Raw genomic sequence first — 25984 nt, 5'->3', positions numbered from 1 at the left:
GTTGACAAGTTCTTTATAAAGAACTATTATTAGAGGTAATAAATGTTCTTTATTAAGAATGGCGAACCTTTAGTCGTGAGTCATCGGAAGAAGGAGATTCGGTCATGACAATTCCCAAGATTATTCACTATTGCTGGTTCGGCAAGCAGGACAAACCTGACATCGTTAATCGCTGCATAGCGAGCTGGCACAGTTATTTATCCGATTACCGTTTCATGGAGTGGAATGAAAGCAATTTTGATCTAAGCAGCAATCAATATGTGAAAGAAGCTTATGAAGCAGGCAAATTTGCTTTTGTCAGCGATTACGCCAGAGTTCACGCTTTATATCACGTTGGCGGCATTTATTTAGATACGGATGTAGAGGTCTACAAGTCATTTGACGATCTATTGCACCATGAATCCTTCTGGGGATTCGAGCAGGAGAATTTTATTGCGACGAGTACGATCGGGGCAGCCAAAGGGAATAAGCTGATTCAAGTATTCATGGACTCTTATCAGGACAAAAGCTTCCTGCGCGCGGACGGGACCTTCGATTCCTTGACGAATGTAGCGATGATTACGAAAATACTAGGCGATATGGGGATTGCCCCCAATGGTCAATGGCAAGAAATAGCCGGCATGGGCACCTTCTATCCGCAGATCTATTTCTCCCCCTATGATTACATCAACTGCAGAACCTTCACCACAGAACAAACTTATGCCATGCATCATTTCTATAAAAGCTGGCTTCCGCCGAAGGCAAGATGGAAGGGGCAGATGAAGTTGACACTAGCTAAGGTCATAGGTGGCCATAACATCGCTAGACTACGAAGGCTGCTTGGTTCAAATAAGTCCATTGGGAGAACAGAATGATACGTATTTTGAGGAAAATAATAACGACACTCATTGCGGAGAGCCGCGGCAGAGGATTGTATTACACCGTAGTTATGAATCTATCGCATGCCGTAGGCATTCTCAGAGCATATCTCAATAAGCTTCTTTATTTTAATAATATTAAATCGTCGATCTTCTCTCTCCAAGCTAATAGCAGAATTGAAGCCTTCAGCAAGCACGCCAGGATTGATATCGGCAAATTTGTGTTTATAAGGAAAAATGCAAGTATCCGAGTCGATCATCATGGTGAACTGCATATTGCCGACAAAGTGTTTATCAATGATAACTGCAACATCAATTGTGTATACCGAATATCGATCGGCAAGAACACAAAAATAGCCCCTAATGTCAGTATTAATGACCATGATCATAATTTTAAGCATTTTACAGATGAACACCTCATTATGGGAGAAGTCATCATAGGTGAGAATGTGTGGGTTGGCTCCAATGTTGTGATATTAAGGGACACTGTCATCGGTGATAATGCCGTCATCGCAGCGGGAAGTGTTGTGAAGGGGAATGTGCCTGCGAATACGCTGTTCTTAAATAAAAGGGAAAAGAGCTATATTCAATATGCATAAAATACTAATCACTGTCTATGACATGGAAATTGGCGGAATTGAAAGAAGCTTAATCAACATGCTGGAGAGCTTTGATTACGATAAGTATGAGGTGGATTTATTCATTTGCAACCATTCAGGTGATTTTTTGAGTTTAATCCCGGATCGTGTCAACCTTTTGCCTCAGATTCCGGCATACACCGTATTTCGCAAATCGATGCTGGATTGTTTGAAAGAGGGGCATCTCTCCGCTCTCTTCATCCGGATGCTAAGCAAAGGCTTAGCTGGGATAAAGGCGAAGCTTAGGAAACTCAAAGAAGGTTCAGGCTATATTCAAATGCAGCTTGTACTGAAATATACAACGTACCTGTTGCCTCGTTTTGAAAAAAAGTATGATCTCGCCATTAGCTATGCTTGGCCGCATGATATTGTCGCGAATAAAGTTAGCGCTGAGAAGAAGATTGCCTGGATCCATACGGATTACAGTGAATTAGAAATAGACAATCAGATAGACTTGTCAGTCTGGCGTAAGTTCGATGCGATAGCCTCGATCTCTGAGGCATGTACAGAAGCATTTATCCACACCTACCCTTCGCTGCAAGAGAAGATTGTATTAATAGAGAATATTACTTCTCCTTCTTTTATCCAGCATATGGCCGAAGATCCTTTTCACTTGAACGAAAGCTTCTCAGGGACCTTTAATCTTGTATCCGTTGGCAGGCTGTCTTATGTGAAGGGATTCGATATGGCTGTTAAAGCACTAAGGCTGCTGCATGATCAAGGTCTTACTCATATTAAATGGTTCATCGTCGGATATGGCGGCTATGAGGAACAGCTGAAACAGTTAATTGCTGAGAACCGGCTGGAGGAGAGCTTTATCCTCGTTGGCAAAAAGATGAATCCATACCCCTATATCAGATTTTGCGATCTATATGTGCAGCCCTCCAGATATGAAGGCAAAGCGGTCACCGTAACGGAAGCCAAAATCTTAGGCAAGCCTATTCTTATAACCAAGTATCCAACAGCGAGCAGTCAGATTGAGGATGGCGTGGATGGCATTATTTGCGGGTTAAGTGTGGAAGGGATCGCTGAAGGGATTAAGCTGTTGTATGGAAGAAACGAATTAAGAAATGATCTGATTACTCATATCACGTCTCAAGATTACAGCAACACCTTCGAATTAAATAAGCTGTATGGAGTGATATAGTCATGAATCCAAAGGTAAGTGTCGTCATTCCTGTATATAATGCTGAGAAATTCTTAGTGCCATGCGTGGAATCTCTTCTTGCCCAGACGTTGCGAGAATGTGAGTTCATCTTCATTAACGATGGCTCGTCGGATGGCAGTCAGCAAATAATTGAGAGCTTCTGCAAGAAAGACTCAAGGATCAGGCTGATTAATCAGACCAATCAAGGGGTAAGCATGGCCCGCAACAAGGGGCTGGAAGCAGCGGCGGGTGAGTACATAGGTTTTGTAGATGCGGATGATTACGTAGATGCGGATATGTATGAAACCTTCTATCATGCGGCGAAGCAGGAAGATTATGACGTTGTTATCTCCAATTTCGAAAGTGAAATGGAAGGTCGGCGGGTGATTACCAGATACCCGTTCCCAGCTCATACTAGCCTGCCGAGAGTGTATATCGAGAGGGAGATACTTCCTTTTTTTCTGAAGTCAGATCAGTTGAACACGGCGTGCAACAAGCTGTACAAGCGAATAACGATAGTGGGGAATGAAGTAAAGTTTCCTGAGAAGGTTGCACTGGGAGAAGACGGAATGTTTAACATGCAATTTTTCAAATATGCTGCTCATGCGATGTATCTGGACTATTCGGGTTATCACTACCGGGAAGTGGCAGGAAGCGCAACGAGAAATATTTTGGAAAAGGACTATTTCCAAAGGGCATTAGAAGTCTACACAATGGATGTCCCTGATATGATCGTGAGTTATATAGAGCCACTTGCATACAAGCAGCTGCGGTCAATCAAGCTAATCAATAGTGTGATGGCCTATGTCAATGTCTATTTAAAATCATCGAATACGTTAAGCTTCAGCCAAAGGTTAAGGTATGTGAGCACTATGATCGCGAACCCTCATGTCAGAGAAGCGCTTCCCATTTATTATCGTGAAGTGTACGGAACGTTAGGCCGATATGAAAGATTCATCATAAATATGATTCGAAAAAAGTCGACGCTAGGATTATATTGTGGCACAAGATACAGCAGCATAAGAAACAAAACAAGTTGAGGAGATCAGACAATGAAGATTATGATGTTTGCTCATGACGGTAGTTTAAATAGAGGGTGCGAAGCGATTGTCCGTTCCTCAACTAGTCTAATTAAAGAAAAAATGACGGGTGCGCAGGTCTACTTAGCTTCTGGGAAGCCTGAGACGGATCGTATCATTTCTAAGCTGGATGGAATTTATGATGGTTCCCCCCGTGGCATTAAGCGATACTCGTACGATTGGTTCCTCTCCTCTTTTAAAGTAAAGCTGTTCAAAGACGAATCTTATGCGCTGGGCAAAATCCATAACAATATCGTTAAACATATTTCCAATATGGATATCTGCCTTTCGATCGGCGGGGATAACTATTGTTATGGTGAACAGCCTGGATGGTATGAAATCAATAGGAGAGTTAAAGCTCAGGGGAAGAAGTTAGTTTTATGGGGCTGCTCGATAGGCAAAGAAGATATGTCAGAGCGAAAGCTAGAAGACTTAAAGTTATTTGATCTTATTCTTGCCAGAGAAACGTTGACGTATGACATGCTGAAAAGCAAGGGATTGCGCAACGTCGAATTATGCGCGGATGCCGCTTTCACGATGGAGAAGGAAGAGTTGGAGCTGCCAAGCGGATGGCAGGAGGGGAATACGGTTGGCCTTAATTTCAGTCCATTGGTCTGGAAGAAAAATGAAAAGTCTCAAACGGCCGTAAGAGACCTCATCACACATATTATCAACACGACGGATATGACGATAGCTCTTACTCCCCACGTGATTGAAGGTGGAAATAACGACTATGAGGTTCTGCAGAAGTACTATGAGGAATTCCAGCATACAGGTAGAGTAATCCTTTTGCCCAACCATTTGAATGCGATCCAGTACAAAGGATATATTGCGAGAATGAGATTTTTCATCGGCGCCAGAACGCATGCAACAATAGCCGCTTACTCCAATTATGTTCCAACCATGGTTCTTGGTTATAGCGTAAAGTCAAAAGGGATCGCGCAGGACATTTTTGGCGAAGAGAAATTAGTGCTGGGGATTGAAGAAATATCCGATGGCGCTAAGCTCCAAAGTAAATTCGACGAAATGGTCAAAGATGAAAAAGCGATTAGAGAAACGCTGCATCAAGCTATTCCTCGCATTCAGAAGATGTCTTATAAAGCTGTTGAGTATTTAAATCGACTAGTCTAGTAAATGAGGTATAAGATGAAGAAAAAATTGCTTTTTATTATGCCCAGTTTAACTTCGGGTGGTGGAGAGAAGAGTTTAGTCACTTTATTAAACAAAATAGATTTCGAATTGTATAGTGTAGATTTGTTCCTATTAATGCATGAAGGATTATTCGTAGAGTTCGTCCCGAAAGAAGTGCGGATCATTCCATTGCCGGATACTTATCATATGTTTAGCTTGCCGCTGCTTCAATCACTTTGGAAATTAGTAAGCAAAGGCAATGGCAAGCTGGCCTACAACAGATTGATGTTTACCTTCAGGAATAGAAACTTGAAAAATGTCGCATTAAGAGAACAATATAATTGGAAATATATTTCTAAATCACTGGAGAATATCAAAGGGAATTATGATGTCGCAATTGGTTTTTTGGAAAAAACCGCCACTTATATTTGTGTGGATAAGGTGGACTCAGCTGCCAGGAAAATAGGCTGGGTACATATTGACTATGATCAATTGGGCATGGATCCTGTGTTTGATCAAGTCTATTTTGATAAATTGGATCAAATTGTTACCGTTTCTCAGGAGTGTGCGACTGTTCTTGAGAGTAGATTTCCTGAACAAAAGGAGAAAGTAAAGGTTATCTATAATATTGTTTCTCCCACCTTCATTAACTCAATGGCGGATCAACATCATGAAGAACTGTTCGAGAAAGAAGAAAATCAAATTGTCATCCTGTCGATAGGAAGATTGCATTATCAAAAAAACTTTGTCATCGCCATTGAGTCTTGTAAAAAGCTAATCGACCGCGGCTACAATATTTCGTGGAACATTATTGGCGATGGTGAGGAACGGGAACGGCTGCTTGCGCTAATCAAGGAATACAACCTAGAGAACCATTTTAAACTACTGGGCCTCAAGTCGAATCCATATCCCTACATCAAGCAAGCTGATATTTATTCGCAAACCTCAAGGTTTGAAGGAAAATCTATTGCCATTGATGAAGCCAAAATCTTAAATAAACCTATTATTGTAACGAATTTCAGTACCGCTAAAGATCAGATTACCCATGGGATTGATGGCATGATTGTGGAAATGAATGCAGATGCGATTGCCGATGAAATTGAGAAAATGATTATTAATGCAGAGCTGAGAACTATGCTAACAGCTAATCTAGCAAGCTTACAACTGGGTACTGAAGACGAAATAAACAAGTTCTATGAACTTATAAATAGGTGAGACGATGAAAAAAAAGGTATTGTTCATAATGAATAACTTAACCTGCGGTGGCGCTGAGAAGGCACTTATCTCACTATTGGAAACAATTGACTATTCGAAATACGATGTGGACTTATTTTTACTCAAGCATGAGGGAATGTTTTTCAACAAAATCCCTGGTGAGGTCAATGTGTTGGAAGAGCCAAGCGACTATCGTTATTTTGATATGTCGATGCACAAGGCTATCCTGGATTGCTTAAAGAAGGGCAAGCTGGAGATCGCTCTATCGAGATTATTGGCTGGCATTGCCATGAAAACGGAGAAAAACAGAGTCAGATCTGAGCAGATCGTATGGGCATATCTCTCAAAAGCATTAAAAAATATTAACACCAAGTATGATATTGCCGTTGGTTATCTTGAAAAGACGCCTATCTATTTCTGCGTTGATAAGGTTGATGCAGCCAAGAAAATAGGATTTGTTCATAACGACTATGACATGCTGGGTATGGATCCTGATTTAGATCACGGCTATTTTGAGAAGTTGCACAATATCGTGTCTGTTTCAGAAGAATGCGGGAATGTGTTAAGGAACAGATTTCCCATGTATAACACCAAGGTGAGGGTTATGCATAACATTATCTCTCCTGCAACAATTAACAAAATGGCATTAGAGCAGACAGTTATGGGGGATGAGGGCATCAAGATCATTTCTGTAGGCAGGTTGAACAAACAGAAGAATTTCGAACTCGCTATTGCAACCTGCAAAGCGCTCATTGGAAATGGGTACCCAGTGAAATGGTATATCATCGGTGAAGGGGAAGAAAGGGATCAACTCGAGAAAATGATTGATGAGCATGAACTTCGAGACATCTTCGTACTTCTGGGAATGAAAGAAAACCCTTATCCTTATATCAAAGAAGCGGATATCTATGTACAGCCGTCGTTATTTGAAGGGAAATCCATTGCTATAGATGAGGCTAAGATTTTACACAAACCTATCGTAGTCACTAACTTTAGTACCGCTAAGGATCAAATAACGAATTATGACAACGGCTTAATTGTAGAGATGAACGTCAACGCCTTATATGAAGGAATTGCATTGCTTATAAATAATGAAGGATTAAGAGAACAATTCAAACGTCACTTAGCCAATGAACAATTAGGAACGGAATCCGAAATACACAAGCTCTATGAGATGTTTAATTAAAGGGGACGCGCATTATGATTATTCAAATTTTAGGTGTAATCGTACTTTTGATTATAATCATCATTATCTTAATTGATATTGTTCCCATTGGGCAGGATTGGCTCAGTCGAATTCACATTGGGAGATATGAGGATAAGCAATTATGGAGTAAATCGATCACCAAAGTTGGACTCAAATGGCTGAACACAACACCGAAGATTAAGGTAACGGATCACACGAGATTAGTCGTAATTGATATGTTAAAGGGCAATTATACAAGGAGTGCGATCCAGCACTGGCAAGAAGCATCGCTGCTTCTGGGATTGTCGGAATACTTGCAAAATCATCATGACTTGGAAGTGGAACGCGAGCTTAAGCGGTACTTGGATATGAAGTTTGATCGTCAAGGACAATGGCGTCAAATGCCTACTCATGTCGATACAGCTATACTAGCTTACGCTTTAATGAAAGTGGATTTTATAGAAACGGATGATTACAAATTAGCTCTTGATACTACTTGGGCTATGATCCGGGAACATATAGGACACGATGGTACCGTGGCTTACCGAAAGTTTATGAAGGGCTATCGGTATGTGGATACAATCGGGTTTATTTGTCCATTCTTGGTAGCATACGGTATTCGTTATGAACTAGAGGAATGTGTAGAATTGGCATTAAAACAGATTAAAGCTTATGAAGAGCGCGGGATGCTTGAGGGGCATCATATCCCAAGTCATGCCTATGAAGTAGATGATAAGCTGCCACTAGGCTTATTTGGTTGGGGTAGAGGGCTTGGCTGGTATGCCATAGGTCTCATAGACGCTTGGAATGAACTTCCAAGTGATCATGCGTATAAAGCAATTTTAGAGGAAAGTGTGAAAAGATTCGCCAAAGCGGCTATCGCCTTTCAACAGGCTAATGGCAACTGGAATTGGACCGTAACCAGAGGGGAATGCCGGCCAGATTCATCTACTACGGCTACATTGGGCTGGTTTATGTTGAATGCATCCAAAATCGAAGAGATTGCGGACATGTGTTTAGACAGCGCCAATCAAGCATCCAATTATTTGATGAAGGTAACGAGACGGAATGGGGCTGTTGATTTCTCGCAAGGAGATACGAAAGACATTGGGGTGTATTCCATGTTGTTCAATATCCTGCCTTTCACGCAAGGCTTTTGTATTCGAATGATGAACTTCAATCATGGTTTTAAGGTTGTGAAGAGATGATCAATAAAATGTACGAAGAATTATTAGATGAAATAGGGTTCGTAGTATGAGAACCAAAAATTCGCTGATCAACATAGGTGTAGGACTTGGCAATCAATTGATTATTACGTTCTTAAGTTTTTTTTCAAGAACAGTATTCATTCACACGCTAGGTCTGGATTATTTAGGCGTTAATGGTCTGTTCACGAATATATTAGCGATGCTCTCGTTAGCGGAGGCCGGTATCGGGTCAAGTATTATTTATAATCTGTATAAACCAGTGGCTGAACAAGATAAAGATAAGATCTTGATGCTGATGAAATTATATAAGAAAGCGTATTTAGCGATTGCATTGGTTGTTCTTGTATTGGGCCTATCTGTCCTGCCGTTTCTTAATTATTTTGTCAAAGAATCCAGTGTCTCACATATCCATCTGATTTATCTTGTCTTCCTGGTCAATACCGTTACCCCTTATTTATTTCAGTACAAGAGTTCTTTTCTTAATGTGAATCAGAAAGGATACATCATAACGGGACTGTTCTCGGTCTCCTCAATCCTTTCGACTTGTCTGAAGATCGCAATTCTCTATACGACGCAGAATTATTTGATGTATTTAATTATTGACAGTGTCATTACGATTACGAACAACATCATTTTATCGATGATTGTTGATAAGCTATATCCTTTTCTCAAGGAGAAGATCGCAGGCACAATTGATAGTCTGACCAAAAGTAATCTAATCAAAAATATTAAAGCCATTATTCTGCAAAACGTAGGCTCCTACTTAATTTTTGGAACGGATAATCTGATTATTTCTTATTATGTAAGCGTTGCTGCTGTTGGCCTGTACTCCAACTATTTTATGCTAATCGACATTTGCAGGACGTTCATTAATCAGATTTTCAATAATATTTATCATAGCGTAGGCAACTTAGTGGCAAAGGAGACCAAAGAAAGAATTTATAGTGTATATAAAGTGACCATGCTGCTTAATTTCTGGTTGTATTCCTTGTTTGCTATTGTTTTATTTGTGACGATCGAGCCTTTTATCACACTATGGATTGGTTCGCAGTTTCTAATGGATAAGCTGGTGTTGATTGTTTTGGTCATTACTTTCTATGAAAGAGGCATGAGAAACTCCATAACAACCGTTAAGACAACAGCGGGAATTTTCCATGAAGACAGATATGTGCCCCTGTGCCAAGCAGCCGTCAATCTCGTTTTTTCTATTATTTTAGTAAAATCGATCGGAATTGCTGGCGTATTCATTGGTACATTGATAAGTGCGATGTTGGTGCCCTTTTGGACGACGCCGTATTTTGTGTATAAAAAAGTATTTCAATTGTCCGTTCTGCGGTACTTTGTCCGTTACTTCTACTATGCCGCGATAGGCGTGGGGACTTGTCTGCTTACTGATTTCTTCGCTCATCTAATTGACGTCCATTCCATTCTTACTTTTGGAGCCAAAGCGCTGCTTTGTCTACTTATACCGAATTTGGTTTATATCCTTATTTTCCATAGAAGTGATGAATTTAAATATTTGGCGAGAATTGCTATAGGCCTATTGATGAAGGTGCAGAGGAAAGTGATGCCAGCAGCAGCCCTGAATCAACGGAAAATGTGAAAGGAGCGTCTTCAATGAAAGAGTCTTTTCAATTTAATCCGGATACGATTGCTTATCTTCTAAATAAGCGTGCAAAGACATGTCCAAGTGATATTGCTTATTGTTTTCCAGAGCTGCATCAGTATTATTCATGGGGCACGATAATGCCTCCTTGTTAGTCTGCTTCTGTATAAATGGAGCACTGCTTTTGCTCTGAATCCCCTTTATATGTACGGAAAACGGCAAGAAAGTCGTTCCGACCAAAGCATCTAGAGGCAGCAGGGGAGGGGGATTTGTCGTCGTCCAGTTTCTAGTCATCGTTTGAAATGGTCTCTTTATGGAGAACCTCTAAGAAGTGAAAGGATTGATACTCTAACATGTATAGGTTTGTTTTTATTTTGTGCTCCGTCTGCCTTTGCTTGCTTCCAGTATGGCCCAATGCTTCGCATGCCGAGACGGCTGCACCTGCTTCTGTTTCTAGTCAAGAACGCATCTATGAGCTCGATTTAGCCAAATGGCATATTTACAATGACAATTCCCATGCGGTTGAAACGACGGATGGCTTTAATGATGCGCTGAAATGGGCGCATGATCAGGGCTACAACGTCTTTAAGGTTCCCGCGGGAACGTATTTGATTGCCAAGGGAACAGATGGAACTTGGGATGCGCGTGGACGAATCAACATGGTTAGTGATATGAAATTTTGGCTTGACGAGAAAGCGGTCATTCAGAAGGAACAAAACGGATTTCCAGGCTACACGACATTGCTTGTAGGTGTAGGCGTTAAGAACGTAACCATTGCTGGTGGAACGTATCGTGGCGATCGAGATACACACGATTATTCCAAGGGAGGCACCCATGAAGGCGGGTATGGGATTGCCACCAAAGGTGCGATTAATGTTACGATTGATGGCGTAAAGACCAATAACTTTACGGGTGACGGGCTTTATATAGCCGGCGGCAGCGGGTACATGCAGGATTTGTATGAAAATGGCTTCGAATCAGGCGGTTTGGATGATCAAGGCAAGCTGACCAAGGATTCATCGAAAATAAGAACCAAAGCAAGCTGGAAATTAACGGACCCATCCTTTGATTTGACGCACAGTCTTATCATTGACAACGGTCATCAGCTGCCGAATGTCTATGATATTTATTTTTACAAAGCAGATGGGACCTTTATCTCCAAAATAAAGCAACAACCGCAAGGGAAGTATGTGCCAATTCCAGCGGGAAGCGATTCTATGAGGCTTGCATTTAGCGGAACTATCCAAAAAGGCACCTATGTGGAAATATGGAACAGGGTGCAGTCTACCAATATTACGATCCGAAATGCTGATTCTTCTTTTAATCGTAGACAAGGATTGAGTATTAGCGGAGGTAAAAATGTTACCGTGCAGAATAGTGCTTTTCATGATATAGGTGGAAAGGGCGGCACGGCGCCCATGGCGGGAATCGACGTTGAAGGCGGTGCCGGCGATAACGGATTTATTAATGAAAACATTACAATAAAGAACAATAAATTTTACAAGAACAGCAGATATGATGTTATCTTCTACGACGGCCACGACGGCCTATTAGAGAATAACCATTTGGCTTCTGCTGGAGCAATTGGGCTCGCTGTCTCTGAACCTTTCACAGGGGCAACAATTAAAGACAACAATTTTGAAGGGACAAGTATTTATGCCAGTCATGATGTGACCTTCATAGGCAATTCCATCAGTGACTCGCTGACTCATTTCGATGGACCTAATATTAATATCAAAGGGATGACAGCAACCAATACGAATTTTGCGATTAGCAGTTCCAAGCCTTTTGGTGTAACAGCTTCGGATATTACAATCAATCTGACCAAAAAAACAGCTGAAGCAGGCTTATCCATTTGGTTAAATCCTGTTCATCTAACAAATGTCACAATTACTGGGGCACCTGCTTTGCGAGCGGTCTCAGGCGGGAATGTGGAGGGCAATATTTTTGATAACCTTACCGTTACTGGCTACAATTCAACCTACGGCTTAGATTTGCCGCCGGGGACTTACAATAACTGTGTGTTTAAGGGGCCAACCGATGGAGGCAAAGCAGTTCCGGGTGTTGGGAAATCCGGTAAATATGTATTTAATAATTGCTCATTTACAGGCTATGGCGGGTTAACAGCCGGCAATGAGAACTTGGATCTGACCATCACCAACTCCAAATTCAATATTTCTGGCAATACTTCGGCCATTTCGGTAACTGCCGCGAAAAAGGTGCATATCGAAAATAATCAAATTACAGCAAGTGGGATTACTTCAGCTTCCACTGAAATTATCAAGCTGAACGATTATTGGCAAAAAGCGCAGCCCAATCTTATTTTATCCGCGACGATCAAAGGGAACACAATTACTTCCAACATGGAAGCTGTTGGGATCTCAACGATGTATGCGGGAACAGGGGCGCCTGCTTTCCAGATATGGAACAACATTTTGAATAAGGCTATTCTAAAGTTAAAAGCAAACGACATCCACAGCAACAATTAAAGGCCCTTAAAAACAGAAAAAGGAAGGTGAGCGGCGAGGTCGCTTATCCTTCCTTTTTGCTATCCAGTTATAGGGTAAGGTTATCCAGCATTCTGGTATTTGCGTTGACATCTGTCACGACATTATTGAAAATACATTTCGCTATGGTCACGGATTTATCACGAGTAAGCCAGTGCAAATTGATTTTGGTGTTCTCGAGGTAGCTATTGGTAATAACCGCTATGGTGGTACTGTCAGTTTTGCCTATGCTTGAGTTGATCAGCGTACTGCGATTATTCGTAACGTTCCCGTTGTAATTGATGCCAACATTTTGAAATAAACAATTGTCGGCGATGACTTTTCTTGTATAACGTGCATCATTGGAGCCTAGAGCGATATCGCCTCCAAGTATGCTAGTTTTTGCTCGGAGGAACGAGCCGTTGCTTAGATTGCAGGCTTCGAAATTGGCCCCGCCTTCAATCAGTGTAATCCCGTCGATGGTAATCGGTCTGCCTGCATAGTTGGCTGGCGTTCGAATATCGATTTCAAAGTTTTTGACCGTGATATTCCGGAGAATGCCGCCTGTGAGAAGCAGCTGGAAATTCGGTGATAACGAATTATCAGCTCGCCAGTCTCTTTCAACCGTAATATCCGAGATATAACATCTGCCATAATTATAACGGCTTAGATTGAATCCAGTAGTGCCGATGTCCGTGATGGTGATGGGCTTTCCGCTTAAAGTTTCAGAGACCTGAAAGCTGTTTGCAGTAATATTGACGGTATAATAAAGCTTATCGACACTAGCACCCGCAGGAACCTTGCCAATCCATTGCTCAAAGATAACTTTTGCGCCATTGCCTAAACCGTGCGGCGTGCTGAAGGTGAAGGTACCCGTTGCCAGATCAACGGTAGGAGTACCAAAGTAACCATAGGTGCTTGAGCCGTAGAAGAGTCCATTTACAACCTTACTGTTCGTAATGACGGCTCCCGCGATGTCGGCAATTTTGATATTCCCATTCGTGCAGAGTGCCCCGTCAACAAAATTGTCCCCTTTAACGGTAAGCTCACAACTAATCATTGTGTTGTTTAGATATTTCACATACATATTATTCAAATAGGAGCTTATTCCGCCAACATTATAGCCTTCAAATGTATTGTTATCCAAGGTTACATAAATCCCATCAGCATTCACGAAATGCCCGCGGTTATTGTTCAATACATAATTGTCTCTAATATATATTCTTGTATTTAGCTCAAAGCCCGCTTGATTCAATTCAGGTCGCCAGGTCGGTATGTTGGTTTCTGACCACATGGATTCAATATCGATGCCAAACATGGGAGCTGTGCCATCCTCGGTTTTCCCGTCGTCAGCTCTACCGATGTAACGTATTTTATTGTTCGTAATCGTGACGTCATTGGAGCCTGCGATAGAGATTCCTTGTCTTCTACAGTGATGGAGATCGCAGTTATGGATATAAATATGGGACCCCATCTGACTTTGCGTGTAATCTGCGGGATTAAGCTTGTATTCGAACCAGGATGCGAAGATGGCGTCACCCGTGCAATTGCTGATGTCTACGTTATCTATTTGAATATGGTTTGCGCCGGCAAGTTCAATCCCATGTCCCCATTCATGCGTATAGTTCTGAGAATCGACCTTGGCAGCAAGCTGGGCGATCTGGTCGTCGGTAAGAGGAGAGGATGTAATATCAATGGTGAATATCATCTTGTTGGCATTTTCGATTTCGGCAAACCAGCCGCGTCCTGTTGGAGATGCAGGAGCGAACAGACCGTTCGTCCGAGACCCGGCCAAGGTGCTGCTAGATACGGTATCTTTATATTGAAAGAAGCTATATCCCGTAGCGTTAACACCAGTCATACTCCATAATCGGAAACTCTTAAGCAGTCCTGGGTTACTGTATCTGTCTACAACCTCGCTGCGGATGAAATTGGTATTCGCATTTAAGGAACCATCCGGGTTGACTCCGCCGCGTACAAACTTGACGGCTAATTGATAGATATGCGATTTCTTATCGCCAATGACAGTTCCGCCTGATATTCTCGAGTTGGTTGTGCCTTTTAAACTAAAGATTCTATACCAAGGAGAAGAGGTGGCTTCCAATTGCACGAGGCAGCCGTCGGCCATTTCAAAGTGCATGCGGCTGGGAATAAGCAGGCATGAGAAAGAGGTATTATCCATCTTGAGTGTATAGGTACCATTGGGTAGAAGACAATGGGTAATTCCTTGAGAGCTTGCCCACATTAAAGCGTCGTTAATGCCTTTGGTCGTAGCGGCAGAATTAGTTCCGTCATTTTTAATATTCCATGTCGCCAGATCGATGACATAGGGTTTGGAGACAGCGCTGTCAATGACCAGGCTCTTGGGCACCCAACTGGATTGAGTGCTGTCATAACTGAGAACATCGTTCGCTGAAGGAAGTTTGGTGGTTAGATTAATATCATCAAGATCACTAAGATTAACTTTTATCATCTATACTCACCTCTTCGTTTTTTTATAGTGTATGAATTGCTAGATCGTTGAGTGAGGGTTATAGACTAGAAGGTTAAATAAATATTCCCCATTGACACGTTCTTTATAAAGAACTACAATGAAAACAAGATAAGCAAGAGCAGATTCACCTATTTTTTTTTGAATAAATGTTCTTTATAAAGAATTAATAGAAAGTTATACGTTCTTTATAAAAGAATTCAGAGCGTGCAATAAGCTGATATTCTTTATAAAGAACCTTTCTGCAAGCTGATGGATCAGCCGGTGATGCCTCCTTACCGTTATCCAAGGAAGTACTCGATCATGCTGTGGGCGATGCAAGCCTTAGACGCCAGTCGTCAAAAGTGTGGTGCGAGGCAGGGTTAGATGCCCTAAGGATTAAAGGCTTTAATTATAAGGTCTTTCCTCAAAGGCCCTATACTTAAGAACTTTAATGAAAGGGTGAATTATTCTGTCATATCGTCAACGTTTATCCCTATTGGTCACAATAGACTCTGTCATCGTGCTAACTTCCATTTTCTTTAGTCACTTTTTGGTAAATGCTAACCTCCATGTCCTGTCTCTTCCCTTAGTTGTCAGTTCAATAACCTTGCTGCTGAGTCATCATATCTTTTCGTTCATCTATAAGCTTTATAAGAAGGCATGGGAGCATGCGAGCATCACGGAGCTGCTGTTTATTTTTAAGGCGATCACCTTTTCGATGATTGCTGTTGCGTTTGTTCAGCAAATCGTTGTCCATGATATTTACTTTCGATTGCTCGCGGTGACATGGATGCTGCATTCGTTATTAATCGGAGGCTCTCGTTTCTGCTGGAGACTTATTGTAAGTACCTACATGAATAAGTCTGTTAATAAAAAAAGATCGCTCATTGTTGGCGCAGGCTCAGCTGGCACGATGGTCGCGAGACAATTAATTAAAAGCAATGATGCGGAATTCGTTCCTGTTGTTTTCATCGATGACAATGTGAATATTCACGGTTTGGATATCCTGGGAATACCCGTGTATGGCGGGGTTGATCAGATCGAAAAAGCGGTGGAAGAGTTAAACATCGACAACATCATAATTGCTATTCCATCCTTGGGGAAAAAGGAATTAAATCTTATTTTCCAAGAATGCTCGAAAACCAAAGCAAGGACGCAAACTCTTCCTATGTTGGAAGATTTGGTATCCGGGAAGCTGTCCGTGAACCATTTCATGGACGTGCAGGTCGAGGACTTGCTAGGCCGCCAACCCATTGAGCTGGATATTGAAAGTATTTCCGAATATATCACGGGCAAGGTGGTACTGGTTACAGGAGCAGGGGGGTCGATTGGGTCGGAAGTTTGTCGTCAGGTCACCAAGTTCAGCCCTCAGAAATTAATTTTATTGGGTCACGGTGAGAATAGCATCTACAGCATTGAGATGGAATTAAAGGACTCTGACGGGCATACAGAGATTGAATTCATTACCGAAATAGCAGATGTACAGGATGTCAAAAAAATGATGTCGATCATGAACAAATATAAGCCAAATGTCGTGTATCACGCCGCTGCGCATAAACATGTGCCTCTTATGGAAAGAAATCCGGAAGAAGCGTTCAAGAACAATGTCATCGGGACGATGAATGTAGCGATGGCCGCAAGTCAATACGAGGTGGATACCTTCGTGATGATCTCTACGGATAAAGCTGTCAATCCAACCAGTGTGATGGGCGCGACCAAGCGTATGGCCGAAATGATCATTCAAGATATGGATAAATCAAGCAAAACGAAGTTCGTTGCTGTACGTTTCGGCAATGTGCTCGGGAGCCGTGGCAGCGTTATTCCTCGATTCAAGCAGCAAATTGTCAAAGGCGGTCCTGTTTCCGTTACGCATCCCGACATGATTCGGTACTTTATGACGATTCCCGAGGCCTCCAGATTAGTTATTCAGGCGGGTGCCTTAGCCAGAGGCGGAGAGATTTTTGTTCTGGATATGGGAGAACCGGTCAAGATCGTTGATCTGGCGAAGAATCTCATTAAGCTTTCCGGCAATTCCTTAGAAGATATCGGTATCGAATTCACCGGAATGAGACCGGGAGAAAAGCTGTATGAAGAGTTGTTGAAAGCAGATGAAATTGATGGAAAGCATGTCTTTCCGAAAATTTATATTGGCAAAACGGCCAATCTGTATATGGAAGAAATCAAAGAAATGATCTCTACCTACGCTACGTTGGATAAAGAAAGCCTCAGAACGCAGCTATTAGATCTAGCCAATAGCAAAGTCATTCCAATTCCGAAAAAACTAGTCTCGATTGGCTAAAAGGAGCAAACATTCATGAGAGTAAGAAAAGCGATTATTCCAGCAGCTGGTTTAGGAACCAGATTCTTGCCTGCAACCAAAGCTATGCCCAAAGAAATGCTGCCCATCGTCGATAAGCCGACCATTCAATACATCGTTGAAGAAGCTATTGAGTCGGGAATCGAGGACATTATTATCGTGACCGGCAAAGGAAAAAGAGCGATTGAGGACCATTTCGACAATTGCTTTGAGCTTGAACAGAATTTGTTTGAGAAGCAGAAATTCGAGCTGTTAACGGAAGTTCAAAAGTCGTCCAAAGTAGAGATCCATTATATTCGGCAAAAGGAGCCTAAGGGTCTGGGACATGCCATTTGGTGCGCACGCAAGTTCATTGGTGATGAACCGTTTGCTGTTCTTCTCGGCGACGATATTGTTCGGGCGGATACGCCTTGTTTGAAGCAAATGATGCATCAATATGAACAAAGAGAAGCATCCATTATCGGTGTGCAGCATGTATCGGCCGATGAGGTGTCCCGATATGGCATTGTTGATGGAAGGGAAATCAATAAGCGGTTATTTAGCGTTAATCACTTAGTGGAGAAGCCGAAGAAAGAGGAAGCGCCATCGAACATTGCGATTATGGGGCGTTACATTTTAACGCCGCGGATTTTTGATATTTTGAGCAATCAAGAGCCGGGCTCCGGTGGGGAAATCCAGCTCACGGATGCTATTGCTGAATTAAATCGCCTTGAATCTGTGTATGCTTACGAATTTGAAGGCAAACGATTCGATGTGGGTGAGAAATTAGGTTTTATCCAAACAACCATCGACTACGCGCTTCAGCGTGAGGATCTGAAATACGAGCTGTTGAAATACCTTTCTTCGATTTTGGAGAAGGAACTCATTAAGTAGGGGATGCGGATGCCGAAGAAAGTGTTGTTATGTGCTACCGTTGATTATCACTTCAAAGCCTTCCATGTCCCATATATGAAATGGTTCAAAGAGCAGGGTTGGGAAGTCCATATTGCCGCAAACGGGAATATGGAGCTTCCGTATGTCGACAAGAAGATGAACATCCCCATTCAAAGATCCCCACTCCGGCAAGCCAACTTGAAAGCTTACGCGCAATTAAAGTCAATTATCAATGAGAATCACTATGATATCATCCATTGCCATACCCCAATGGGCGGTGTGCTGGCACGCTTGGCAGCGCGACAAGCGCGGAAGAAGGGCACGAAGGTCATCTATACCGCGCATGGTTTTCACTTTTGCAAGGGAGCGCCTTATCTGCATTGGCTGGTGTATTATCCCTTAGAGAAATTGCTTTCTTATCTGACGGATTGCTTAATAACGATTAATGAGGAAGATTACCAATTAGCTGTTAATCACCGATTCCGCGCTAATCGGGTTGAACATGTTCACGGCGTTGGTGTGAATACCGAACGGTTCAAACCGGTGGAAGACTCCTATAAGCGGGAGTTAAAGACAGCAAACGGGTATCAACCGGATGACATTCTACTCTTCTATGCGGCAGAGTTCAATGCCAATAAGAATCAACAAATGCTTATTCATGCCTTAGCTTCAGCCAAAGAGGATGCACCCAAAGTCAAGCTTCTGCTTGCTGGTGAAGGAGCATTGAAAGAACAATGCAAGGATCTAGCCGAGCAATTGCATGTGGCGGATCGGATCGAATTCCTGGGGTATCGCAGTGATATCGATCAACTTTTGCAGATGTGCGATGTTGCAGTAGCCTCAAGTCTGCGCGAAGGTCTGCCGGTGAATCTCATGGAGGCCATGGCGAGTGGACTTCCGATAATCGCAAGTGAAAACCGAGGCCATAATGAGCTGGTACGCAATGAGCAGAATGGCTGGCTTATCGTTCCCAATGATCATGAAGCTATGGCTAAGAGAATTAAGCAGGTGGCTCACAGCCAGGCATTACGAATGAAGCTGGGGAAGAGCGGGCGTGAATGGGTTGAAAGTCGATACGCCATCCATCAGGTGCTGGAAGAAAAGAGCAGAATATATTCCCTATTTATGGACGAAAAGGTGGAAGTCATGTGGGCGATCCAATAAGAATTCTGCATGTTGTCGTGAATATGAATCGAGGCGGAGCCGAAACGCTCCTGATGAATCTATATCGGAATATGGATCGAACCAAGGTCCAATTCGACTTCTTGACCTGCAAAGCAGGAGCCTATGATGCTGAGATCATGGGGATGGGTGGAATCATTCATCGGATTCCCTATGTTTCGGAGATTGGTCATGCGAAGTATATCCAAGCGTTGGATCAATTTTTCCGGGCGTATACGAATTATAGAATCGTGCATGCCCATATGGACAAAATGAGTGGATTCGTCCTGCGTTCCGCCAAAAAAGCGGGCGCGCCTATACGAATTGCCCATAGTCATAATACGAGCAGTGAAGGCGGAATTGCCGCTAAGCTCTATAAATGGTTTGCCGGTACCTTCATTGCCTCTTGTGCAACGCACTTTCTAGCCTGCTCAACGAAAGCGGCAGAATGGCTGTTTCCTCAAAAAGAGAAAAACGCGGTGATTCTCAAAAATGGCATCGAGAGTGATAAATTTGCGTTTTCCCCCGAGGTGAGAGCGCAAGTTCGGCGGGAATTGAAGCTTCCACCGGATTGTTACGTGGTTGGCCATGTGGGACGATTCGCTCATCAGAAAAATCATGCCTTCCTCATTGATGTTTTTGCCCAATTGAATCGGGAGAGACCGGATACAGTGCTGGTTCTTGCCGGAGATGGACCGCTGCGAGCTGTCATCGAGAAGAAAGTGAAAGCTTGTCTCTTGCAGGACAAGGTCAGATTCCTCGGGGTGCGCAGTGATATTACCCGCTTGCTGCAAGCTTTTGACCTGTTCGTGTTTCCTTCGCTGCACGAAGGACTGCCCGTCACACTCATTGAGGCGCAGGGTGCAGGGCTGCCTTGCCTTATTTCTGACGAAATTACCCAGGAAGTGGATATGGATATCCATTTGGTAGAGCGGCTGACGTTAAGCGACAAGCAGCTGTGGGTAGACAGAATGAAGCAAATCATAACGGGGAACTTCCCCCGTCAGATTCCGGCTTTATCCTTATCGAACAAGGGCTACGACATTAAGAATACAGCAGCGTGGACAGAAGGTTTTTATTTAGGCATATTGAGGTGATCGTATGAAGAAGCTTACCGTGTTTACACCGACCTACAACAGAGCCTATTGTCTGGTTCATTGTTACGAAAGTCTGAAGCGGCAAACCTCCAAAGACTTCATCTGGTTCATTATTGATGATGGCTCTACGGACAACACGCATGAGCTGGTGGCAAGCTGGCAGGCGGAGAATGAAATTCTTATCCGTTATCATCATCAGGAGAATCAGGGGATGCATGGAGCCCATAATACCGCCTATCAAATGATCAACACGGAATTAAATGTCTGTATTGATTCCGATGATTATATGCCGGATAACGCTGTAGAACAAATAAACACGTTCTGGGAGAAACACGGAAATGATCGTGTAAGTGGAATCATTGGGCTCGATGCCTTCACAGATGGTCGCATTGTTGGCTCAAGGATGCCTGAAGAGCTTGCAAGCTCAACACTTTTTGAGCTGTACAGCAAGCATCGCGTGACGGGAGATAAGAAGCTGGTGTATCGAACAGAACTAACTCGCAGCTATCCCTATCCCATTTTTGAGAATGAGAAGTATGTGGGCTTAGCTTATAAGTATTACAAGCTGGATCAACAATATGAAATGCTGCTGATGAATGAAGTGCTTTGCTGTGTGGAGTATTTGCCGGATGGCTCCTCGATGAATATGTTCAAGCAGTATCGCAAGAACCCCAAGGGATTTGCTTTCTACAGGAAAGAACTCATGAAGCTCCCCTATGCCAGCCTATTATTTAAATTCAGGCAATCCATTCACTATGTATCGAGCAGCATGACTTCGGGGAATCGCAGGTTTATGCAGGAAACACCGGCTAAGGTGCTGACTTTTCTAGCTATTCCACTGGGCATCATTCTCTATTGGTACATGATTAGAAAAACAAGAATCTCTTAGACACGCGAAAGGAATATCCGAATGGCTATCTTATGGGTTAATCTGATTGTCGTTTATGTGGCATCTTTCTTCTCCAGATATTTGGGCAAACCTGTGACAATCGGCTCTGAACCACTACTGATTAAGCCTAATAAATGGTTGGCTGCCATCGTTATGGCTACATTTGTTGTCATAGCAGGGCTGCGCAACAACATAGGCGATACGTTCTTTTATATGTATGCCTACAAGCTTAATGATTTCACTTGGGAGCAGATTATGGCAGAGAAGGATATTGGCTTTGGCGTCCTGCAAATGATTTTGAAATCATTTACGGCGAATCCGCAATTGTTAATCTTCTTAACCGCACTAGTGACCAATGTGCTCATTGTCTATGTGTTCTACAAGTATTCAAAGCTATTTGAGTTAAGTATCTATGTCTATATCACGTCAGGGCTTTACATTGTTTCGATGAACGGTGTTCGCCAGTTTCTGGCATCTGCCCTTGTATTTGCGGCTACTAAGTATTTATTCGCTGGAAGCTGGCAAAAGTATTTTCTCGTAGTTGCTTTCGCTTCTACTTTTCATGAGAGTGCTTTAATCCTTATTCCTATCTATTTCATTGTTCGAAGAAAGGCATGGGCAGCCTCGACGTTCGTCCTTCTATTCATGGCAGTCATCTTGATTCTGGGATATAACATCTTATCGGATGCCCTATTCTCAGCTATCGCAGATACGCATTACAGCGAGTACAAGAACTTTCAGGAAGGCGGAGCTAATGTCATTCGAGTCGCCGTGAGCGCTGTCCCTCTCGTGTTTGCTTATTTGGGAAGACATAAACTCAGAGCGTTATTTCCACAAAGTGATTACATCGTGAATATGTCCTTGCTGAATTTTGTGATCATGGCTATCGCCACGCAGAATTGGATTTTCGCGAGGTTTACGATCTACTTTGGCTTATATAATGTCATTCTGATGTCATGGGTCATTAGTTTATTTGTCAGAAGAGAACAGAAACTGATTTACTACCTGATTCTTGCTTTTTATTTCGTGTATTTCTACTACGAGAATGTAGTGACCTTGCATATTTATTATACCAGCGATTACTTGAGGTTCTAAAAATGGATAGGGGGTATAGATGATGGCAGTCCTTGTTACCGGTGGTGCTGGTTATATAGGGAGTCATACCTGTTTGGAATTATTAAATGCGGGATATGAAATCGTGGTTGTAGACAATCTTGCCAACAGCAGTCTGGAATCGCTAAGGCGGGTTAAGGAGTTAACGGGGAAGGATTTCACCTTCTATGAGACAGATCTCTTGGACCGAGAGGCAATGGAAATCATTTTTGAGCAAAATGAGATAGACGCAGTCATTCACTTGGCTGGGTTCAAGGCGGTAGGGGAATCGGTTCGGCTCCCGCTTCGCTACTACCATAATAATATTACGGGCACGCTCGTACTCTGCCAGTTGATGCAGGAATATGCGGTCAAGAAAATCGTGTTCAGCTCATCCGCTACGGTGTATGGCATGTCGGACAGCGTGCCGATTTCTGAAGATTCCCCGCTTAGCGCAACGAACGCTTATGGGAGAACGAAGCTAATGATTGAAGAGATTATGACCGATCTGTATGCATCAGATAGGGAGTGGAGTATTGCGCTGCTGCGTTATTTCAACCCAATTGGTGCTCACAGCAGCGGCCAGCTAGGCGAGGACCCGAGTGGAAAACCCAATAATCTGATGCCATACATTACGCAAGTGGCCGTAGGCGAATTAACGGAGCTGCACATTTACGGAAGCGACTATCCGACACTCGATGGCACTGGGGTAAGGGATTATATCCATGTTGTGGATCTGGCTAGAGGGCACTTGAAGGCACTGGAGAAGGTGCTGTTATCGACGGGTGTAGAAGCGTACAACCTCGGGACTGGACGTGGCTACAGCGTGATGGAAATGGTGATTTCCTTCGAGAAAGTAACCGGCCAGCATATTTCGTATCGGTTGACGGACCGACGGCCAGGAGATATCGGCATCTGTTATTCAGACCCATCGAAGGCGGCAAGAGAGCTCGGCTGGGTTGCCCAGAAGGGCATTGAAGAGATGTGCGAGGATGCTTGGCGTTGGCAAGTGAATAATCCGCAAGGGTATAACAAGGAGAAGCCTCTTCTTCGCGCGGGAATTTCGTAGCAGTGATCCTGCAGCACCACACCTACATTATTAATAGATAAAGAGGTCTTATTCATGGATATATCTGCATTGACAAGTCAACAGATGAAAGAAATTGTCATCGACGTCTACAGGATCGGCAAGGAATCGGAACATCTGAAGGCCAACGAGCTCATTGAAGAAATAAAAAGGCAGATTTTGTTGGTCCTGAGGGAGGAAATGACTTGTCAATCCTAAACAGCAAATCTTTGCGGAAATTCTCGAATTTGCTGTCTCTGATGCAGAAGGGAATGGTTGCTCAGATTTGGGCAATTAAGGTTTTCCAATCCGAGCACATGATTTCGGCTTCCTGTATGGAGACCAATTTGGATACGCCCTCCCTGCAAGCATCGGATGTTCGTGATGTGCAGGCCGAATTTGTAGCGGACCCTTTTATTATCACATACAAGCAGAAATTTTACTTGTTTTTTGAAGTCTTTAATAAGGGATCAGCACGGGGAGAAATTGGTTTAGCGATCAGTGATGACGGAGCCAAGTGGGAGTATCAGCGAATTGTGCTGCGCGAAAGCTTTCATCTGTCGTACCCGCAGGTGTTTGTTATCGGGGATGACGTCTATATGCTGCCAGAGACCTCAGGCGCTGGGCGTGTATTGTTATACAAAGCCAAGCAATTTCCATTCGAATGGGAAGTCGTCTCGGTGTTATTCGAAGGAAACTTCCTGGATCCTTCCATTGTGAAGTATGAAGACAAATGGTGGATATTTGCTGGCTCCGAAGGAGGCAACCTTCATTTATTCCACGCAGACCAGTTATTGGGTCCATGGATGGAACATCCTCAGAACCCGATCATTACGAATGACAAAAGGATTACAAGACCAGGAGGCCGCCTCGTCGCAATGGGGAGTCAATTGTTTCGCTATACCCAAGATGGTTCCCAATACTACGGAAATTCTGTGCGCGTGTTCAAAGTAAATACACTGTCTGAATTCGAGTATAAGGATGAAGAAGTGTCGATCGTGCTGCGAGGCACGAATAAAGATCGAGACTGGCGCAAAGACGGCATGCACCATATTGACCAGCTCATGATTAGCGATACGCAATGGCTGGTAGCGGTAGATGGCCAGCGGACCAAAAGGTGGAACTATTTTGCATGGAAGCTGGATCGGATTAAATCACGGATGTTTAGTTAAGATCAGTAGGAGAAGATAGCATATGAAGCGATTATTTGATTTGCTGGTAGCGATTCCTTGCTTTGTTTTGTTTCTCCCGATAATTGGGATTGTCGCGATTCTCGTAAGATTCAAGCTGGGGGCTCCTGTGATCTTCAAGCAGCAGAGGCCTGGGCTGCAGGGGAAAGCGATTCAACTGTATAAGTTTCGAACTATGACGGATGAACGCGATCACGAAGGGAAATTACTTCCAGATTCCGTCCGATTGACCTCATTTGGCAAATTGCTAAGGAAGTATAGTCTGGATGAACTGCTGCAATTGGTTAATGTGATTCAAGGGGATTTGAGCTTGGTAGGGCCAAGGCCGCTGTTAATGGATTATTTGCCGCTTTATTCAGAGGAACAAGCCAAACGGCATCTGGTTCGACCGGGCATTACCGGATGGGCTCAAGTCAACGGCAGGAACCAAATCTCCTGGGAAGATAAATTTAAGCTGGATGTCTGGTACGTGGAGAATCAAAGTTTCCTTCTTGATGTGAAAATACTCGCATTAACCGTAGTGAAGGTTCTGAAGTCTGATGGGATCAGTCATGGCAATCATGTAACGATGGAGAAATTCTCGGGTTCGAACCTCTCATGAAGGTTGTGATACATAATGGATCTTGCCCTCATAGGTGAAGGCGGTCATAGCAAAGTAATCAAGGATTTAATTGGATCGAAGCCAGGATATAAGATCAGGGCTGTCCTGGATGACAAGTATGAACAATTACAACTCGTCGGCGACGTCTATCGAGGTCCTATTTCCTCCGCACATGATCTGGCAGAACAGATCAGCTCGCTCAAATTTGTGATTGGAATCGGCGGCAATCGGGTTCGCAAGACCATTGCAGATCGGCTTGGTTTAGCCAGCGATAGCTATATGACTCTCATCCATGATTCTGCCATCGTTAGCCCAAGCGCCTCAATCGGGGTTGGGTCGGTGATCATGGCTTATACCATTGTCAATGCCGATGTCGTCATAGGGGATCACGCTATCATTAATTCGGGCGCAATCGTAGAACACGACTCCTATGTCGGTGATTATGTCCACATCGCCCCGAAAGCCTTGCTGACAGGCTCTGTAGCAGCCCATGAAGGGGCTATGATCGGTGCAGGTGCAACGATCATTCCAGGAAAGAGGATGGGGGAGTGGGCAACTGTGGGAGCAGGTGCAACAGTCATCCATGATATCCCAGCTTATCGTACAGCGGTAGGCACGCCTGCGCGGACGATTGCTGAATCTTCATAGGAATTTGATAAAACATGGCTATTG

The 25984-nt window shown here is 43.3% G+C and carries 21 protein-coding genes and 1 pseudogene; 21 read left to right on the top strand and 1 reads right to left on the bottom strand.

The genetic code is table 11. The features are described 5' to 3' along the window. Positions 1 to 89: 89 nt before the first annotated feature. The 10 genes and pseudogenes from BC351_RS18115 to BC351_RS18070 form a co-directional block, all read left to right on the top strand. Positions 90 to 854, top strand: a pseudogene (locus BC351_RS18115) (glycosyltransferase family 32 protein); the annotation flags it as partial. Beyond that, on the top strand, positions 851 to 1456 hold the full coding sequence (locus tag BC351_RS18110) for an acyltransferase (protein ID WP_079414147.1): 606 nt from the start codon (positions 851 to 853) through the stop codon (positions 1454 to 1456). The pseudogene BC351_RS18115 and the gene BC351_RS18110, both read left to right, overlap by 4 nt. Continuing rightward, positions 1449 to 2642 (top strand): glycosyltransferase, encoded by a 1194-nt coding sequence (locus BC351_RS18105; protein ID WP_079414146.1) that lies wholly within the window; start codon positions 1449 to 1451, stop codon positions 2640 to 2642. The genes BC351_RS18110 and BC351_RS18105 overlap by 8 nt, the downstream gene beginning before the upstream one ends. A 2-nt stretch (positions 2643 to 2644) precedes the next feature. Next, a complete protein-coding gene (locus BC351_RS18100; RefSeq protein ID WP_079414145.1) occupies positions 2645 to 3682 on the top strand; it encodes a glycosyltransferase family 2 protein in 1038 nt (345 codons plus the stop codon). Positions 3683 to 3694: 12 nt separating this feature from the next. Further along, on the top strand, positions 3695 to 4852 hold the full coding sequence (locus tag BC351_RS18095) for a polysaccharide pyruvyl transferase family protein (protein ID WP_079414144.1): 1158 nt from the start codon (positions 3695 to 3697) through the stop codon (positions 4850 to 4852). Positions 4853 to 4867: 15 nt separating this feature from the next. Beyond that, positions 4868 to 6067 carry a glycosyltransferase gene (locus tag BC351_RS18090; protein ID WP_079414143.1) on the top strand — a complete coding sequence of 400 codons (1200 nt, stop codon included), beginning with the start codon at positions 4868 to 4870 and terminating at the stop codon, positions 6065 to 6067. 4 nt (positions 6068 to 6071) lie between these two features. Further along, entirely contained in the window at positions 6072 to 7253 is a 1182-nt protein-coding gene (locus BC351_RS18085) for a glycosyltransferase (protein WP_079414142.1), read from the top strand. 14 nt (positions 7254 to 7267) lie between these two features. Next, entirely contained in the window at positions 7268 to 8461 is a 1194-nt protein-coding gene (locus BC351_RS18080) for a glycoside hydrolase family 88 protein (protein WP_079414141.1), read from the top strand. Positions 8462 to 8507: 46 nt separating this feature from the next. Then, positions 8508 to 10064 (top strand): lipopolysaccharide biosynthesis protein, encoded by a 1557-nt coding sequence (locus tag BC351_RS18075; protein ID WP_079414140.1) that lies wholly within the window; start codon positions 8508 to 8510, stop codon positions 10062 to 10064. Between the two features lie 356 nt (positions 10065 to 10420). Next, positions 10421 to 12556: a right-handed parallel beta-helix repeat-containing protein gene (locus BC351_RS18070; protein WP_079414139.1), complete on the top strand. Its 2136-nt coding sequence runs from the start codon at positions 10421 to 10423 to the stop codon at positions 12554 to 12556. Between the two features lie 67 nt (positions 12557 to 12623). On the opposite strand, the gene BC351_RS18065 is transcribed toward BC351_RS18070, so the two are convergent. Further along, positions 12624 to 15026, bottom strand: a complete 2403-nt coding sequence (locus tag BC351_RS18065; RefSeq protein ID WP_079414138.1) for a right-handed parallel beta-helix repeat-containing protein — start codon at positions 15024 to 15026, stop codon at positions 12624 to 12626. Between the two features lie 469 nt (positions 15027 to 15495). On the opposite strand from BC351_RS18065, the gene BC351_RS18060 reads away from it, so the two are divergent. The 11 genes from BC351_RS18060 to BC351_RS18015 are packed head-to-tail and all read left to right on the top strand — an operon-like array spanning position 15496 to position 25960. Then, complete coding sequence (locus BC351_RS18060; protein ID WP_079414137.1) at positions 15496 to 17325, top strand: polysaccharide biosynthesis protein; 1830 nt, start codon at positions 15496 to 15498, stop codon at positions 17323 to 17325. 15 nt (positions 17326 to 17340) lie between these two features. Next, positions 17341 to 18216, top strand: a complete 876-nt coding sequence (gene galU / locus BC351_RS18055; RefSeq protein WP_079414136.1) for a UTP--glucose-1-phosphate uridylyltransferase GalU — start codon at positions 17341 to 17343, stop codon at positions 18214 to 18216. A gap of 9 nt (positions 18217 to 18225) precedes the next feature. Then, entirely contained in the window at positions 18226 to 19380 is a 1155-nt protein-coding gene (locus BC351_RS18050) for a glycosyltransferase family 4 protein (protein ID WP_079414135.1), read from the top strand. After that, complete coding sequence (locus tag BC351_RS18045) at positions 19365 to 20474, top strand: glycosyltransferase family 1 protein (protein WP_079414134.1); 1110 nt, start codon at positions 19365 to 19367, stop codon at positions 20472 to 20474. Before BC351_RS18050 ends, BC351_RS18045 begins: the two co-directional genes overlap by 16 nt. Positions 20475 to 20478: 4 nt before the next feature. After that, positions 20479 to 21363: a glycosyltransferase family 2 protein gene (locus BC351_RS18040; protein WP_079414133.1), complete on the top strand. Its 885-nt coding sequence runs from the start codon at positions 20479 to 20481 to the stop codon at positions 21361 to 21363. 21 nt (positions 21364 to 21384) lie between these two features. After that, a complete protein-coding gene (locus BC351_RS18035) occupies positions 21385 to 22458 on the top strand; it encodes an EpsG family protein (protein ID WP_079414132.1) in 1074 nt (357 codons plus the stop codon). Between the two features lie 22 nt (positions 22459 to 22480). Then, positions 22481 to 23524, top strand: a complete 1044-nt coding sequence (galE, locus tag BC351_RS18030) for a UDP-glucose 4-epimerase GalE (RefSeq protein ID WP_079414131.1) — start codon at positions 22481 to 22483, stop codon at positions 23522 to 23524. Positions 23525 to 23578: 54 nt separating this feature from the next. Beyond that, positions 23579 to 23740 carry a YwzD family small protein gene (locus BC351_RS42295; protein WP_158082130.1) on the top strand — a complete coding sequence of 54 codons (162 nt, stop codon included), beginning with the start codon at positions 23579 to 23581 and terminating at the stop codon, positions 23738 to 23740. After that, the gene (locus BC351_RS18025; protein WP_079414130.1) at positions 23728 to 24693 is read left to right on the top strand and encodes a glucosamine inositolphosphorylceramide transferase family protein; all 966 of its coding nucleotides are present in this window, start codon (positions 23728 to 23730) and stop codon (positions 24691 to 24693) included. Before BC351_RS42295 ends, BC351_RS18025 begins: the two co-directional genes overlap by 13 nt. 22 nt (positions 24694 to 24715) lie before the next feature. Continuing rightward, the gene (locus BC351_RS18020; protein ID WP_079414129.1) at positions 24716 to 25312 is read left to right on the top strand and encodes a sugar transferase; all 597 of its coding nucleotides are present in this window, start codon (positions 24716 to 24718) and stop codon (positions 25310 to 25312) included. A gap of 15 nt (positions 25313 to 25327) precedes the next feature. Then, positions 25328 to 25960 carry an acetyltransferase gene (locus BC351_RS18015; protein WP_079414128.1) on the top strand — a complete coding sequence of 211 codons (633 nt, stop codon included), beginning with the start codon at positions 25328 to 25330 and terminating at the stop codon, positions 25958 to 25960. Positions 25961 to 25984: the final 24 nt, after the last annotated feature.

This window comes from Paenibacillus ferrarius (genome assembly GCF_002027705.1).
Classification (GTDB): Bacteria; Bacillota; Bacilli; order Paenibacillales; family NBRC-103111; genus Paenibacillus_E; species Paenibacillus_E ferrarius.
This window is presented reverse-complemented; position numbering and strand designations above follow the sequence as displayed.

Bases quoted from the DNA above. Each gene is read 5' to 3' on its own strand.
- BC351_RS18110 (WP_079414147.1), top strand. From the start codon at position 851: ATGATACGTATTTTGAGGAAAATAATAACGACACTCATTGCGGAGAGC.
- BC351_RS18105 (WP_079414146.1), top strand. From the start codon at position 1,449: ATGCATAAAATACTAATCACTGTCTATGACATGGAAATTGGCGGAATT.
- BC351_RS18100 (WP_079414145.1), top strand. From the start codon at position 2,645: ATGAATCCAAAGGTAAGTGTCGTCATTCCTGTATATAATGCTGAGAAA.
- BC351_RS18095 (WP_079414144.1), top strand. From the start codon at position 3,695: ATGAAGATTATGATGTTTGCTCATGACGGTAGTTTAAATAGAGGGTGC.
- BC351_RS18090 (WP_079414143.1), top strand. From the start codon at position 4,868: ATGAAGAAAAAATTGCTTTTTATTATGCCCAGTTTAACTTCGGGTGGT.
- BC351_RS18085 (WP_079414142.1), top strand. From the start codon at position 6,072: ATGAAAAAAAAGGTATTGTTCATAATGAATAACTTAACCTGCGGTGGC.
- BC351_RS18080 (WP_079414141.1), top strand. From the start codon at position 7,268: ATGATTATTCAAATTTTAGGTGTAATCGTACTTTTGATTATAATCATC.
- BC351_RS18075 (WP_079414140.1), top strand. From the start codon at position 8,508: ATGAGAACCAAAAATTCGCTGATCAACATAGGTGTAGGACTTGGCAAT.
- BC351_RS18070 (WP_079414139.1), top strand. From the start codon at position 10,421: ATGTATAGGTTTGTTTTTATTTTGTGCTCCGTCTGCCTTTGCTTGCTT.
- BC351_RS18065 (WP_079414138.1), bottom strand. From the start codon at position 15,026: ATGATAAAAGTTAATCTTAGTGATCTTGATGATATTAATCTAACCACC.
- galU (WP_079414136.1), top strand. From the start codon at position 17,341: ATGAGAGTAAGAAAAGCGATTATTCCAGCAGCTGGTTTAGGAACCAGA.
- BC351_RS18050 (WP_079414135.1), top strand. From the start codon at position 18,226: ATGCCGAAGAAAGTGTTGTTATGTGCTACCGTTGATTATCACTTCAAA.
- BC351_RS18040 (WP_079414133.1), top strand. From the start codon at position 20,479: ATGAAGAAGCTTACCGTGTTTACACCGACCTACAACAGAGCCTATTGT.
- BC351_RS18035 (WP_079414132.1), top strand. From the start codon at position 21,385: ATGGCTATCTTATGGGTTAATCTGATTGTCGTTTATGTGGCATCTTTC.
- galE (WP_079414131.1), top strand. From the start codon at position 22,481: ATGGCAGTCCTTGTTACCGGTGGTGCTGGTTATATAGGGAGTCATACC.
- BC351_RS42295 (WP_158082130.1), top strand. From the start codon at position 23,579: ATGGATATATCTGCATTGACAAGTCAACAGATGAAAGAAATTGTCATC.
- BC351_RS18020 (WP_079414129.1), top strand. From the start codon at position 24,716: ATGAAGCGATTATTTGATTTGCTGGTAGCGATTCCTTGCTTTGTTTTG.
- BC351_RS18015 (WP_079414128.1), top strand. From the start codon at position 25,328: ATGGATCTTGCCCTCATAGGTGAAGGCGGTCATAGCAAAGTAATCAAG.